Source organism: Kitasatospora sp. NPDC036934, assembly GCF_055608425.1.
Map to the genome: position 1 here is coordinate 69,537 of NZ_JBVJQR010000014.1, position 14,177 is coordinate 83,713.

Here is a 14,177-nt window from a genome sequence, read left to right on the forward strand (position 1 = left end):
ATGCCCACGCCCGCCCGCCCCGTTCCCGCACAGCGCCACCTCACCGGGAGGAATGCAATGTCACACCTTTCCCGTCGCGACCTGCTCCGGTCCTCCGGAGCCGGCCTGCTGGCCCTCGCCGCCGGCGGCACCCTCGCGGGCTGCGGCTCCGGCTCCGGGAGCGCCGCCGGTGGGGACGCCGACACCGGCACGGTCACCGTCTGGTCCTGGGCCACGGCGGCCGCCGCCCTGCGTGCCGTCGTCCCGGCCTTCGAGCAGGACAACCCCGGCATCAAGGTCGACGTCCAGGACATCGGCAACCCCGCCATCTGGGACAAGATCACCGTCGGTCTGGCGGCCGGTGGCCAGGGCCTCGGCGACGTCCTGCACATCGGCTGCGACTACCTCCCCGGCTACCTGGAGAAGTTCCCCGGCGGTCTCGCGGACCTCTCCGGCTTCGGCGCCGACGCCCACAAGGACAAGTTCGCCAAGGGCCTGTGGCCGGTCGTCACCGGCAAGGACGGCCACGCCTACGCGCTGCCCTGGGAGGTCAACCCGCTCGGCTTCTTCTACCGCAAGGACTACTTCGACAAGGCCGGCCTCGACCCCACCACCTTCGCCACCTGGGACGACCTGACGGCGGTCGCCGACCGCTTCAAGGCCGCCAACCCCGGCATCTCGCTGATCGGCATCAACAAGGCCGCCAACCCCAGTCCCGACCTGGACTTCGTGCAGTCCCTGATGCAGCTCCAGGGCGCCTTCTACTTCGACCTCCAGGGCCGGATCACCCTCGGCTCCCAGCCGGAGGTCCGGGCCCTGGCCACCCTCAAGAGCCTGGACGACGCCGGGCTGGTCGCCGACGCCCCCGGCGACCAGGGCTGGGCCACCCTGATGAAGGCCGGCAAGCTCGCCGTCGCCCCGATGCCCGCCTGGGCGGTGCACTACCTGGAGGCCAAGTTCGCCGACCAGAGCGGCGACTGGCGCCTCGCCAAGCCCCCGGCCGTCACCCCCGGTGGCAAGCGCACCGCCCTGGTCAACTCCACCCACCTCGCGGTCTCCGCCGGCAGCCCGCGCCGCCGCGCCGCCTGGAAGTTCGTCGAGTACGCGCTCACCCGCCCCGCCTCGGTGAACGCCATGTTCAACGGCGGCGGCGTCTTTCCCGCCCTCGTGGACGCCTACGCCGACCCGATGTACGCGAAGCCCAGCGACTACTACGGCGGCCAGTCCCCGCTGAAGACCTTCACCGAACTGGCCACCGACGGCGGCGACCCGACCAACTACTCCGGCGACTACGCCCGCGCCCTCAAGCTCGCCGGCGACGCCCAGACCAAGGTCTTCCTCAAGGCCGGAGACCCGGCCACCGTCCTCCAGGACGCCGCCAAGCAGCTCGCCCAGCAGACCGGGCGCACCATCGCATGACCGCCACCGCCCCGCCCCCCGTCCTCACCGGGCCGGCCCGCCCCGCCCGCCGCACCGAGCGCGCCCGCCGCCGGGCCCGCCTGCGCCGCGCCGCCCTGCCGTACCTGCTGCTCGCCCCCGCCCTGCTCACCTTCGGGGTGTTCAAGGCCTACCCGGTCGTCGACTCGCTGCTGCTCTCCTTCACCACCGGCTCCGGTGCCGCCACCCGCCCCGCCGGCCTGGCCAACTACCGCCGTCTGCTGGACGATCCGCTGTTCTGGACGGCCCTGCGCAACACCGCCGAGATCCTCGTCGTGCAGGTCCCGCTGATGCTCGGGCTGGCCCTGCTGCTGGCCGTCGGCATCAACTCCGCCCTGGTGCGCTGGCGGGCCGTCTGGCGGCTCGGCGTCTTCATGCCCGCCGTCACCGGCCTGGTCGCCACCGGCGTGATGTTCGCCTTCCTGCTCAGGCGCGACGACGGCGCCGTCAACTGGCTGCTGGACGCCGTCGGCCTGCCCGCCGTCGACTGGCTCGGACAGCCGTTCTGGGCCCGGATGTCCGTCGTCCTGGTGCTGACCTGGCACTACACCGGCTACAACGCCGTCATCTACCTGGCCGGCCTGCAGTCCGTCCCCAGGGAGCTGTACGAGGCCGCGATGGTCGACGGCGCCGGGCCGGTCCGCCGCTTCACCGCGATCACCGTCCCGGCGCTGCGCCCGTTGCTGCTGTTCACCGTGGTGCTCTCCACCATCGGCACGCTCCAACTCTTCGACGAGCCGTACGTGTTGACCGGCGGCGGCCCGGACAACGCCACCCTGACCGTCTCCATGTACCTGTACCAGAACGGCTTCCGCTACTTCGACTTCGGCTACGCCTCGGCCATCGCCTACGCGCTCACCCTGCTGGTGGCCGTGCTCGGCGCGGTCCAGATGCGCCTGATGGGGGACAAGGACCGATGAACCCCGAGAAGCTCCGCGGCTGGCCGCTGACCTTCCTGCTGGCCGGCCTCACCGGGCTCTCCGTCGCCCCCTTCTACTGGCTGCTGATCTCCACCACCCGCAAGGACACCGAGATCTTCGACTGGCCGCCGCACCTGCTGCCCGGCGGCGGCCTCGGCGAGAACCTGCACCGGCTCGACCACCGGATCGGCTTGCTCCGGGTGCTCGGCAACTCCCTGCTGGTGGCCGGGATCCAGACCCTCGGCGCACTGGTGGTCGCCCTGCTGGCCGGCTATGCCTTCGCCAAGTTCCGCTTCCGCGGCCGCACCCTGCTGTTCGCGCTGCTGCTCTCCACCCTCGTGGTGCCCGAACAGGTCATGCTGGTACCGCTGTTCAAGATGATGACGAACTTCGGCATCCTGGACTCCTACCAGGCGATCATCCTGCCCGGCCTGTGCGTGCCGTTCGCGGTCTTCCTGATGCGCCAGTCGCTGGCCGGCCTGCCGGACGAACTCCTGGACGCCGCGCGGGTGGACGGCGCGGGCGAGTTCCGGGTGCTGTGGAACGTCGTCGTCCCGGTCATGCGGCCGGTGCTCGCGGCGCTCTCGATCTTCCTCTTCCTGGGCTCCTGGAACCAGTTCGTCTGGCCGCTGATCGCCCTGCGCAGCCCGGACATGCACACCCTGCCGGTCGCCCTCGCGACCCTCTACGGCAACCAGGCCACCACCGACTACGGGGCCATCCTCTCCGGCACCGCGCTGTCCACCCTGCCGATGATGGTCCTCTTCCTGGTCCTCCAGCGGCAGTTCATCTCCGGCCTGCTGGCCGGCGCCACGAAAGGCTGAGCGGCATGACCGAGCCCTCGACCGAGCCCTCGACCGAGCCCTCGACCGACCCCTCGACCGCGACCGACCCCTCGACCGCGACCGAGCCCGAGCCCGTGACCGCCGTCTGGGAACCGCACGCCCCCGCCGCCGGCCCGCTGAGCCCGCTCGCCGCCCCCGGCCTGGACCTGCGGGTGAGCGGTGCGGGCCGCGTCCGGGAGATCGCCGACGGGGTGGTGGAGGTGACCGCCGAGATGACCGCCGAAGGCCCGTCCGAGGTCCGGATCGAATGGCGGGTGCCCTGCGTGGACGCCACCTCCTTCTGGACCCCGGAACCGCGCGGCACCGGCTGGCTGCCCGCCGCCTGGAGCGCCCCGCGCCGCACCGGCCTCGCCGCCGGCGCCCCGATCGCCGCGCTGGTCGCCACCGGGGACGCCGCCCGCTGCGCCTTCGCGGCCGACCGGCCCGACGTGCTGGCCGGGGCCGGAGTGGTCGAGGAGAGCGGCGAGTTCCGCTTCTGGGCCGGGGCCGAGGGCCGGCTCACCGTCCGCATCGACACCTCCGGCCGGCACTTCGCCCGGTGCCTGGCCGACCTCACCGCCTGGTCGGGCCGTGGCCGCCCCGCCGTCGTCCCGGACGCCGCCCGCAGCCCCGCCTACTCCACCTGGTACTCGATGCACCAGGACGTCTCGCCCGAGCGGATCGAGACCCAGGCCGCGCTCGGCAAGGAACTCGGCCTGGACGTGATCATCGTCGACGACGGCTGGATGACCGCCGACCGCACCCGCGGCTACGCCCACTGCGGCGACTGGGAGCCGCTCTCGCTGCCCGACACCGCCGCGCACGTCCGGCGCGTCCACGACCTCGGCGTCCGCTACCTGCTCTGGTACGCGCTGCCGTTCATCGGCAAGGACAGCGCCGCTTACCGGACGATCGGCCGGCACGCCCTCGCCGACGTCGCCCACCTGGGCGCGGTCGTCGCCGACCCGCGCCACCCCGAGGTCCGCGCGTTCCTCACCGACCGGTTGGCCCGGGCCGTCGAGGAGTGGGGCATGGACGGGCTCAAGGTCGACTTCGTCGACTGGTTCGCCCGCGCCGACCCCCCGCCGGCCGGCCCGGAGGCGGACTGCGCCGACGTGGACGAGGGCGTGCGGAAGCTGCTCGCCGCCATCCGCGCCCGGATCACCGCCGCCGACCCGGAGGCGATGATCGAGCACCGCCAGCCGTACGTCAGCCCCGGCCTGTGGCCGTTCGTCACCATGATCCGGGCCACCGACTGCCCGCTCAGCCCGCAGGAGAACCGGCAGCGAACCGTCGACCTGCGGCTGGCCGCCGGGCCGGTACCGGTGCATTCGGACATGCTGATGTGGCACCCGGCCGAACTACCGGAGCAGATCGCCTGCCACCTGATCAACGTGCTGTTCTCGGTGCCGCAGATCTCCGTCGACCTCGCCGCGCAGACCGCCGGGCAGCGCGCGGCGATCGCCTTCTGGCTGGGCGTCTGGCGCGAGCACCGCGACACCCTGCAACTCGGCGAACTGCGCCCGAGCCGTCCGGACCTCGGCTACCCGCTGGTCACCGCCCTCGGCGAGGGGACGGTCGCGACCGCCCGGTACGCCGCGCTGCCGGTGGACGCCTCGGACCCGCACTGGCACACCCTGCTGGTGGCCAACGCCGACCCGGACCCGGACGTCCGGCTGACCGGCGGCAGCGGGACGACCGCCCTCACCGTCCAGGACGCCCGGGGGCGTATCGTCCGGCAGGGCGAGGTCGACCTCGACCGGACGGACACCGTCGCGGTGCCGCGCGGCGGGCTGCTCACCCTGCGCCGCACCTGACCGTCCCACCCGCCCCACCGGCCCTGCGGGAACCACCCGTCCCGCAGGCCCCGCACACCTGGAGGACCGCATGCCGGAGGGAGCGCACCGACCGCGTCGCGGTGCCAGCACCATCGAGGAGGTCGCCCGGGTGGCCGGGGTGTCCCGGCAGACCGTCTCCAACGCGCTCAACGCCCCGCAACTGCTCCGCCGGGAGACCCTGGAGCGGGTGAGTGCGGCGATCCGCGAACTCGGCTACCAGCCAGACCAGTCGGCCCGCTCGCTGCGCAGCGGCGCCCGCCGCACCCTCGGCTACCTCGCCCCGGCGGACGACCCCCACGACCCCAACCCGTTGATGGCCGGCTTCCTGGAGGCGCTGGTCGACGCGGCCGGGGCCGAGGGGCAGCGGGTGCTGCTGTTCCGCCCGGCCCGGGGCACGGCCGACCCGGGGGCCGCCATCGAGGAACTGGTGGCGGCCCGTCAGGTCGACGGGCTGGTCCTGGCGGACGTCCTGCCCGAGGACGCCCGGGTCGATCACGTCGCCCGGCTCGGCGTCCCGTTCGTCGCCTTCGGCCGGACCGGGCCGGCCCAGCCGCAGCACTGGGTGGACATCGCCAACGACACGGCGACGGCCGCCGTGGTCCGCCACCTCGCGGCCCTCGGCCACCGCCGGATCGGCTACCTCGGAGCGGCCGAGCACCTGCCCTGGATGGCCGCGCGCCGGGCGGGCTTCCGCGCCGAGGCGCACCGGCTGGGGCTGTCCGCCGCCACGGTGGACGGTTCGGAGCCGACGGCCGTACGGGCCCTGCTGCGCGGGCCGGACCGGCCGACCGCCGTGGTGGCGGGCAGCGACCTGCTGGCCCTGGACGCGTACGAGGCGGTGCGGGCGGAGGGGCTCGCGGTCGGCCCGGGCGGCGTCGCGGTCACCGGCTTCCACGACACCCCGCTCTGCCCCCACCTGCACCCGCCGCTGACCTCCGTCCGGCTGCCGCTGCGGGCGATCGCCACCGCGCTGGTGGCCCGGCTGCTCGACCAGGTGCGCGGGGCCGCCGGGCCGACGGAAGGGCTGGAGCTGGCCACTGAGCTGATGGTGCGGGGGAGTTCGGGCCGGACGGGCGACCGCCCGTAAAGGGTGACGTGTTCTGTCGGGTTTGCCGTGAACGATGGATGACATGCGCCACAAGGACATGCGCCACAAGGACATGAGCAACGAGGACATGAGCAACGAGGACATGAGCAACGAGGGCACGAGCACCGAGGCCAGGAGCAACGAGGCCGGGAACGCCCAGGGCACGCGTCGAGAAGACCGGGACGGCTCCGCACCCCCGCTCGCCGGCCGGATCGCGCTGGTGGGCGGCGCCACCCGCGGGGCCGGGCGCGCGCTGGCCGTCGAGCTGGGCCGGGCCGGTGCGACGGTGTACGTCACCGGCCGCACCACCCGGGCCCGGGTCAGCGAGGTCGGCCGGCCCGGCGAGACCATCGAGGAGACGGCCGAACTGGTCACCGCGGTCGGCGGACCGGGGATCGCGGTCCCCACCGACCACCTGGACGAGGCCCAGGTGCGGGCCCTGGTCGAACGGATCGACCGGGAGCAGGGCCGGCTCGACATCCTCGTCAACGACCTGTGGGGCGGCGAGCACCTCCTCGCCGGATCCGTGTTCGGGAAGCGGAGTTGGGAGACCCCGCTGGCCGACGGCCTGCGGATGCTGGAGCTCGGCGTGCGCTCGCACGTGATCACGGCGGCGCTGCTGCTGCCGCTGCTGATCCGCTCCGACGCGCCGCTGCACCTGGAGGTGACCGACGGCACCGCGCACGCCAACCGCCGCTACCGCGAGAACATGTACTACGACCTGGCGAAGAACGCCCCGATCCGGCTCGCGTTCGGCCTGGGCCAGGAGTTGGCGGAGTACGGGGGCGCGGCGGTCGCGGTCTCTCCGGGCTTCCTGCGCTCGGAGCAGATGCTCGCCCACTTCGGCGTCCGCGAGGAGAACTGGCGCGACGCGATCGCCGAGGAGCCGACCTACGCGATCGCCGAGTCCCCGCAGTACCTGGCCCGGGGGGTCGCGGCGCTGGCCGCCGACCCGGACCGCGCCGAGCGGTGGAACGGCCGGTCCACCTCGAGCGGAGAACTCGCCCGGGTGTACGGGGTGACGGACGTGGACGGCAGCAGGCCGGACGCCTGGGCGTACTTCGAGGACGTCGTACACGGCGGGAAGGACGCCTCCGCCGAGGACTACCGCTGGCCCTCGCCGTCCCCGGACCCGTCCCGGTAGAGGGCGGCCAGCGCCACCGCACGCTCGCGGAAACGTGCGCGCAGCGCGGCCGGGGCCAGCACCTCGGCGTCCGCGCCGAGCCGGGACAGCTGGTCGAAGGCGACGTCCTCGGACTCGGCGGGCAGGTCGAGGGTGACCCGCCCGGCCGGGTCCGGGGCGCTCGCGGAGGCCAGCGCCTCCTCGACGGCGGCCCCGTCCACCACGTCCGGCAGACGGCGCAGCCCCCGTTCGGTCAGCCGGAGCGTGACCGTGGCGCGCAGCAGTGCCCGGGCGAAGGCGGCCGAGCGGTCCCGCCAGTGCGCGGCCAGGTCGAAGGCGGTGTCGCGGACGAACGGTTCCTCGCCGCCGGGGGCGGGGGCGAGCGCCGTGACACGGTCGACGCGGTAGGTGCGCCAGGCCCCAGTGGGGTCCGGGGTTCGGGCCCGGGCCACGACGTACCAGGTGCCGGCCTTCAGCACGAGCCCGTACGGTTCGACCACCCGGGTCACCGTGGCGGGGGGTGAGCCGTCCCGGCCGGGCCGCGCGTACGCCAGCTCGACGGCCCGGTCGGTCCACACGGCGCGGGCGAGGTCGGGCAGCAGCTCGGGCGTGGACGGCTCCCGGAACCAGGCCGGGGCGTCGAGGTGGAAGCGCCGCGACGACGACTCGGCGGCCTCGCGCACCGACGGGAGCAGGGTCGCGGCGAGCTTCAGCCGGGCGGTGTCCGCCGCGTCCGCGAGGCCGAGGTCCCGCAGGGCCGTCGGCAGCCCCGAAAGGAACAGGGTCTCCGCCTCGCTCGGGTGGAGGGTGGTCAGCCGGGTCCGGTAGCCCGGGGCCAGGAAGTACCCGCCGACCCGGCCGCGCTCCGACCGGACGGGGAGGCCGGCCTCCTGGAGCGCCTGGGCGTCGCGGATCACGGTCCGCTCGGAGACCTCCAGTTCGCGGGCGAGTGCGACGGAGGTCAGGCCGGGGTTCGACTGGATCAGGAGGGCCATGCGGATCAGGCGGGCGGCGCGCATGCTCCAAGGATCGCCCTTCCGAGGTTCGCTCCGCCGAGGACCGTCCTGCGAGGACCGCCCTCCGAGGCTCGCCGTCCGAGGGCCGCCCCGCCTTCGGGCGGTGGATCAGCTGTCCACCGGGAGGCCGTCCCGCTGCTTGATCGGCTTCATGATGATCTGTGAGTTGACGGCCGTGGCGCCGGGCAGCCGGGTCAGCCGTTCGGTCCACAGCTTCTCGTAGGCCGCCAGGTCGGCGACCGCGACGCGCAGCAGGCAGCCGGGGCTGCCCATCAGGCGGTACGCCTCCACCACGTCGGGGATGGTCAGGAGTTCCTCCTCGAAGGCGGCGACCATCGTGGTGTCGCGCTCGATCGACACGAGCACCTCGAAACTGCGGCCGATCGCCTGCGGGTTGACCACCGCCCGGTAGCCCTCGATCACGCCGTCCTGTTCCAGCTGCCGCACCCGCCGCAGGCAGGGGGAGGCGGTGAGACCCACGCGCTGGGCGAGCTCCTGGTTGGTCAGCCGACCGTCCTTCTGGAGCTCCCGCAAGATACTGCCGTCGATCGAATCCATACGGCCATTATCTGCCACCTTACGGGCCGTCCCCGCAGACACTCGCACACCCATTGCGGCCGTTTCGCCGTAATGTTGCGCCCGGCGCCGGGGGCCCCGCGCCGAACGAACGGCGACCCTCGCAAACCCTCGAAACGGACACGGACACCGTCATGCAGCCTGCCCTCCACCTCTCCCACCCGTCGGACGCCCCCGGGACGCGCACCGAGCACGACCTGCTCGGCGAGCGGGATGTGCCCGTGGACGCGTACTACGGCATCCACACCCTCCGGGCGGTGGAGAACTTCCCGATCACCGGGACCAGGGTGTCGGCGTACCCGGAGCTGGTGACCGCGCTGGCCTGCGTCAAGCAGGCGGCGGCGATGGCCAACCGCGATCTGGACCTGCTGGCGGACGGCAAGGCGCGGGCCGTCGTGGCGGCCTGCGAGGAGATCCGCGCCGGACGGTTCCACGACCAGTTCGTGGTGGACGTGATCCAGGGCGGCGCGGGCACCTCCACCAACATGAACGCCAACGAGGTGGTCGCCAACCGCGCCCTGGAGCTGCTCGGCCACACCAAGGGCGAGTACCGGCTGCTCCACCCCCTGGAGGACGTCAACGCCGGGCAGAGCACCAACGACGTCTACCCGACCGCCGTCAAGATCGCCCTGTACTTCGCCGCCCAGGGGCTGCTGGCGGCCATGGCCGAGCTGCGCGACGCCTTCGCCGCGAAGGCGGCGCAGTTCGGGGACGTCCTGAAGATGGGCCGCACCCAGCTCCAGGACGCCGTGCCGATGACGCTCGGCCAGGAGTTCGCCGCGTTCGCCGTGATGCTGGAGGAGGACCGGGGGCGACTGGCCGAGGCCTGCGCGCTGATCCGCGAGATCAACCTCGGCGGCACCGCGATCGGCACCGGCCTCAACGCCCACCCCGCCTACGCGGCCACGGCCTGCGCCCACCTCGGGGCGATCACCGGGATCCCCCTGGAGGTCGCCGGCGACCTGGTCGAGGCGACCCAGGACGCCGGCGCGTTCGTCCAGCTGTCCGGGGTGCTCAAGCGGGTCGCCGTCAAGCTGTCCAAGACCTGCAACGACCTGCGGCTGCTCTCCTCCGGCCCGCGCACCGGCCTCGGAGAGATCAACCTGCCCGCGGTGCAGGCGGGTTCGAGCATCATGCCGGGCAAGGTCAACCCGGTGATCCCCGAGGTGGTCAACCAGATCGCCTTCGAGGTGATCGGCAACGACCTGACCGTCACCTTCGCGGCGGAGGCCGGGCAGCTCCAGCTCAACGCCTTCGAGCCGATCATCGCCCACAGCCTGCTGAAGAGCCTCACCCACCTGCGGGCCGGTTGCCTGACCCTCGCCGAGCGCTGCGTCACCGGCATCACCGCCAACCGCGACCACCTGGCCGAGCAGGTCGCCCGCTCGATCGGCCTGGTCACCGCGCTCAACCCGCACATCGGCTACGAGAACGCCACCAGCATCGCCCAGGAGGCGCTGACCAGCGGGACCCCGGTCCGCGACCTGGTGCTGCGCCGCGGCCTGCTCACCCAGGCGCAGCTCGGCGAGATCCTCAGCCCCGCCAGCCTCGCCCACCCCCACAGCAACTGACGCCAGGCCCTGGGGCGAAGCACCTTCAGGAGCCGTCCCTGACCCTGCTCCCGCCCGGCACCGGGCGGGAGCAGGGTCAGGGACGGCTCTCGCCGCGTCAGGCCCGGTGGGCCTCCGGCCGCTCCGGGGAGGCCTCCGCGAGCGCCCGCCGTACGGCCTCGACGCCGGCCCGCAGCCCGTAGACCGGCGTGGCCGGCTGCTGCCGCCAGGACTCGTCGATGCCGCCCGCGTCCACGGTGTCGAAGCCCAACTCGTCGACCAGCGCCCGCACGACCGCCTTCGCCGCCTCGTCGTCCGAGGCGACCGGTACGGCCAGCCGCTCCGGGTCGCCCGCCGGGAGCGGGCGCTCCAGGAGGTCCTGCGCGTAGGTGCCGTTGAACACCTTCACCACCGGGTGGCCCAGGTGCTGTTCCGTCCAGCGGCTCTCCGTCAGCCCGCCGTCCTCGATCGCGTCGATCCGGCCGTCGCGCTCCTTCGGGTAGTAGTTGCCGGTGTCGATCACCGCCACCCCTTCGGCGGCGCCGTCGAACAGCCCGGCGGGCAGGTCCGGCACGTGCTTCAGCGGCACCGTCACCACCACGACCTGCGCGCCCTTCGCCGCCTCGGAAGCCGTCACGGCCGTGGCGCCCGTCTCCTCGACCAGGGCCTTCAGCGACTCCGGCCCGCGTGAGTTGGCCACCGAAACGTCATGGCCCAGCGCGGTCAGACGCCGCGTCAGGTTGCCGCCGATGTTGCCCGCGCCGATGATGCCGATCTTCATGGGAGAACCCTTCGCAGTCCCTACTGGCCCGTCCCTCGCCCCAACCACGTGGTGACCGCGTCTGTTCCCGCACCGCAGCACCCGCAGGCTGGTTCTCCGGAGCCCACGGCAGACGCGATCCCGGTGCCGGCCCTGCCAGGATCAGGCGCCAGCACCGCCGCCCCGGGCGACAGTCACCCGACGACCCCGACCAGGCCCCGATCACCTGCACCCCCGGCGCCGGCACCCCCTCCGACGACGCCTGCCCCTGCTGCACCGGCGGCCGGCTAGCAGAACGGGAACTCCTCACCACCCCGGTCGCCGTGGAGCGCCCGTACGAGTTCGCGGTCGGCGGAGGGTGCGAACCCCGGAACGCCTTCTGGGACGAGCAGAGTGCCCCGCACCAGGCCCCCGTGGACCGGCGGTGCGGCGCCCGCCTTCAACTCGCCGTCGAGGAAGCCGCTTTCCGGATCGACGACCCCACCCAGCTCGATCAACTCTTCACCATCCATGACATCCTGGCGACATGACCCACGACATGGTGCCGCCACTGCTCGCGGTCGCAGTGCTCCTGCTCGTCATCAAACTGGCCCGACTGCGGCGAAACGGCAAGCCCCTGCCGCTGCTTCCGCGTTCGCGGCCGGCCTGGGCGACGGCGGGCGTCGCCGCCGCCCTGGTGGTGGCCTCGGGGGTGTCGGGCGGTCAGCGCTGGGACGCCTCGATCCTTCCCGCCGTGGCGCTGGGCGGCCTGGCGGGGTCGTTCGCGGACCTCCGGCACCGCTGATCCGGTACGGGTCCGGTCACTCGAACCGCGAGGGGTCGCCGGCCCCGCGCCGGACGATCTCGGCCTCGCCGTCGGAGAAGTCGATCACCGTGGTCGGCTCGGTGCCGCAGTCGCCGGAGTCCACCACGGCGTCCAGCACGTGGTCGAGCCGCTCCTTGATCTCCCAGCCCTGGGTCATCGGTTCGTCCTCGCCGGGGAGGATCAGGGTGCTGGAGAGCAGCGGTTCGCCGAGTTCGGCGAGCAGCGCCCGGGTGACGGCGTGGTCGGGGATCCGGACGCCCACCGTCTTCTTCTTCGGGTGCATCAGCCGGCGCGGAACCTCCTTGGTGGCGGGGAGGATGAAGGTGTAGCTGCCCGGTGTCGCGGCCTTGACGGCCCGGAAGACCCGGTTGTCGAGCTGCACGAACTGCCCCAGCTGGGCGAAGTCCTCGCACATCAGGGTGAAGTGGTGGCGCTCGTCGAGCCGCCGGATCGAGCGGATCCGTTCGAGCCCGTCGTGGTTGTCCAGCCGGCAGCCGAGCGCGAAACAGGAATCGGTCGGGTACGCGATGAGGGCCCCGGAGCGGAGGCTGTCGGCCACCGTGCCGATGGTGCGCGGCTGGGGGGACTCTGGGTGAACGTCGAAGTACTTCGCCATTGGCCGACCCTACGGGATCCCGGCGGCCCGGGGGCGCAACCGCGACGGACCGCACCCTGGCGGACCGGCCGGGACGCGGCGTACGGTCGGGGGCCATGGGTGTGGACCAGGCGCGGGTGAACCGGATCTTCCTGCCCGGGACGTACGCCGACGGCGTGCCGTACGAGCTGTTCCGGGAGCTGCGGGCGCAGGCGCCGGTCCGCTGGGTGGAGGAGCCGGCGGTGGCGGACTGGCCGTCGGGCACCGGCTACTGGGCGGTGCTGCGGCACGCGGACGTCAAGCACGTGCTGCGCAGCCCGGAGCTGTTCTCCTCGCACCTCGGCGCGACCCAGATCAGGGACCCGGACACGCCGGCCGACCTGGCCTTCGCCCGCACCATGATGCTCAACCAGGACCCGCCCGACCACTCCCGGCTGCGCCGGGCCGTCGCGGCCGCCTTCACGCCGCGCGCGCTGCACGAGCTGACCGCTGCCATCGAGCGGCGGGCGGCCGAACTCGTCGCCGGAATCCGCCCGTCGGGCGAGGCCGACTTCGTACCGGTCGCCGCCGACCTGCCGGTGTGGACGCTGGCCCGCATCCTCGGGGTGCCCGAACAGGACCGGCAGCTGCTGGTCGACTGGTCGAACCGGGTGATCGGCTATCAGGACCCGGACCACGCCCGGTCCAGCACGGCCGACCCGTCCCGGCTCACCGACCTGGGGCGTTCCGCACTCGCCCACCGCCCCGGCCCCGCCGCCACGCCCGACGGCCGCCCGCTCAACCCGCGGTCCCGGTCGGCCCTCGCCGACATGTTCGAGTACGCCCACGCGCTCGCCGAACAGCCGCCGCCGGGCAGCATGGTCGCCCGGATGCGGGACGCCGGGCTGAGCACCGATGAGTTCGAGACGATGTTCTTCCTGTTCGGGGTCGCCGGCAACGAGACGCTCCGCAACGGCCTGCCCGGCGGGCTGTACACGCTGCTCGGCCACCCGGACCAGTACCGCGAGCTGTGCCGGCGGCCCGAACTGACGGCTTCGGCCGTGGAGGAACTGCTGCGGTTCTGGCCGCCGGTCCTGGAGTTCCGGCGCACCGCCACCCGGGACGTGGTGCTGGCCGGGCAGGCGATCCGGCGCGGGGACAAGGTGGTGGTCTACCACGCCTCCGCCAACCGCGACGAGACCGTCTTCCCCGAACCGGACCGCTTCGACATCGCCCGCACCCCGAACGACCACGTGAGCTTCGGCTACGGCCCGCACTTCTGCGTCGGTGCCCAGCTCGCCCGGATCCAGCTGTCGGTGATGCTCCGCCGGATCACCGCCGAGCTGCCCGGCCTGGAGCTCGCCCCGGGCCCGCCGCCGAAGCGGCTGGTCTCCAACTTCCAGAACGGGTTGAAGGAGCTGCGGATCCGCTGGCGGTAGCGCCGGGCCCTCGTCCTCGCGCGGCGGGGGCGTGGAGCGCGTCAACGAGCGCCTCGATGAGCGCGTCGACACGGGCGTCGACACGGCCGTTGACCTGGGCGTTGACGTGGACGGTCGGGGGTGGATCGGCGGGTGGGGGAGAGCGTGGGGGCGGAATGGTCCAGGCCAAGCGTCGTTCATAGGATGGCAAGTCAGTAGTTATTTGTCGGAGTCACGATCTTCGGGGGCGCCACGGAGCCGGGCACGCCC

The 14,177-nt window shown here is 73.3% G+C and carries 14 protein-coding genes; 9 read left to right on the top strand and 5 right to left on the bottom strand.

Annotated elements, in window-relative coordinates; all coding sequences use genetic code 11:
- Positions 1–57 precede the first annotated feature (57 nt).
- From ACZ7BZ_RS22330 to ACZ7BZ_RS22355, 6 genes are all read left to right on the top strand, one after another.
- Positions 58–1,398 (top strand): ABC transporter substrate-binding protein, encoded by a 1,341-nt coding sequence (locus tag ACZ7BZ_RS22330; protein ID WP_470359812.1) that lies wholly within the window; start codon positions 58–60, stop codon positions 1,396–1,398.
- On the top strand, positions 1,395–2,336 hold the full coding sequence (locus ACZ7BZ_RS22335; RefSeq protein ID WP_470359813.1) for a carbohydrate ABC transporter permease: 942 nt from the start codon (positions 1,395–1,397) through the stop codon (positions 2,334–2,336). The genes ACZ7BZ_RS22330 and ACZ7BZ_RS22335 overlap by 4 nt, the downstream gene beginning before the upstream one ends.
- Complete coding sequence (locus ACZ7BZ_RS22340; protein ID WP_470359814.1) at positions 2,333–3,160, top strand: carbohydrate ABC transporter permease; 828 nt, start codon at positions 2,333–2,335, stop codon at positions 3,158–3,160. The genes ACZ7BZ_RS22335 and ACZ7BZ_RS22340 overlap by 4 nt, the downstream gene beginning before the upstream one ends.
- A 5-nt stretch (positions 3,161–3,165) precedes the next feature.
- Positions 3,166–4,977: a glycoside hydrolase family 36 protein gene (locus tag ACZ7BZ_RS22345; RefSeq protein WP_470359815.1), complete on the top strand. Its 1,812-nt coding sequence runs from the start codon at positions 3,166–3,168 to the stop codon at positions 4,975–4,977.
- A 70-nt stretch (positions 4,978–5,047) separates the two neighbouring features.
- Positions 5,048–6,085, top strand: coding sequence for a LacI family DNA-binding transcriptional regulator (locus tag ACZ7BZ_RS22350; protein WP_470359816.1), 1,038 nt, complete (start codon positions 5,048–5,050; stop codon positions 6,083–6,085).
- A 103-nt stretch (positions 6,086–6,188) separates the two neighbouring features.
- On the top strand, positions 6,189–7,229 hold the full coding sequence (locus ACZ7BZ_RS22355) for an SDR family oxidoreductase (protein WP_470359972.1): 1,041 nt from the start codon (positions 6,189–6,191) through the stop codon (positions 7,227–7,229).
- On the opposite strand, the gene ACZ7BZ_RS22360 is transcribed toward ACZ7BZ_RS22355, so the two are convergent.
- The gene (locus ACZ7BZ_RS22360) at positions 7,190–8,227 is read right to left on the bottom strand and encodes a helix-turn-helix transcriptional regulator (protein ID WP_470359817.1); all 1,038 of its coding nucleotides are present in this window, start codon (positions 8,225–8,227) and stop codon (positions 7,190–7,192) included. The two genes, ACZ7BZ_RS22355 and ACZ7BZ_RS22360, sit on opposite strands and share 40 nt — an antisense overlap.
- Positions 8,228–8,332: 105 nt before the next feature.
- Positions 8,333–8,782, bottom strand: a complete 450-nt coding sequence (locus ACZ7BZ_RS22365; protein WP_470359818.1) for an Lrp/AsnC family transcriptional regulator — start codon at positions 8,780–8,782, stop codon at positions 8,333–8,335.
- Positions 8,783–8,934: 152 nt separating this feature from the next.
- On the opposite strand from ACZ7BZ_RS22365, the gene aspA reads away from it, so the two are divergent.
- Positions 8,935–10,371: an aspartate ammonia-lyase gene (gene aspA, locus ACZ7BZ_RS22370; RefSeq protein ID WP_470359819.1), complete on the top strand. Its 1,437-nt coding sequence runs from the start codon at positions 8,935–8,937 to the stop codon at positions 10,369–10,371.
- Between the two features lie 97 nt (positions 10,372–10,468).
- On the opposite strand, the gene ACZ7BZ_RS22375 is transcribed toward aspA, so the two are convergent.
- A complete protein-coding gene (locus tag ACZ7BZ_RS22375; protein ID WP_380463781.1) occupies positions 10,469–11,131 on the bottom strand; it encodes an NADPH-dependent F420 reductase in 663 nt (220 codons plus the stop codon).
- A 266-nt stretch (positions 11,132–11,397) separates the two neighbouring features.
- Positions 11,398–11,607, bottom strand: coding sequence for a hypothetical protein (locus ACZ7BZ_RS22380; RefSeq protein ID WP_470359820.1), 210 nt, complete (start codon positions 11,605–11,607; stop codon positions 11,398–11,400).
- A 29-nt stretch (positions 11,608–11,636) separates the two neighbouring features.
- Between ACZ7BZ_RS22380 and ACZ7BZ_RS22385 the strand changes: the two genes are divergently transcribed.
- Entirely contained in the window at positions 11,637–11,894 is a 258-nt protein-coding gene (locus tag ACZ7BZ_RS22385; protein ID WP_470359821.1) for a hypothetical protein, read from the top strand.
- A 16-nt stretch (positions 11,895–11,910) separates the two neighbouring features.
- On the opposite strand, the gene ACZ7BZ_RS22390 is transcribed toward ACZ7BZ_RS22385, so the two are convergent.
- Positions 11,911–12,531, bottom strand: coding sequence for an L-threonylcarbamoyladenylate synthase (locus ACZ7BZ_RS22390; protein WP_380463775.1), 621 nt, complete (start codon positions 12,529–12,531; stop codon positions 11,911–11,913).
- 95 nt (positions 12,532–12,626) lie between these two features.
- On the opposite strand from ACZ7BZ_RS22390, the gene ACZ7BZ_RS22395 reads away from it, so the two are divergent.
- Entirely contained in the window at positions 12,627–13,928 is a 1,302-nt protein-coding gene (locus tag ACZ7BZ_RS22395; RefSeq protein ID WP_470359822.1) for a cytochrome P450, read from the top strand.
- Positions 13,929–14,177: the final 249 nt, after the last annotated feature.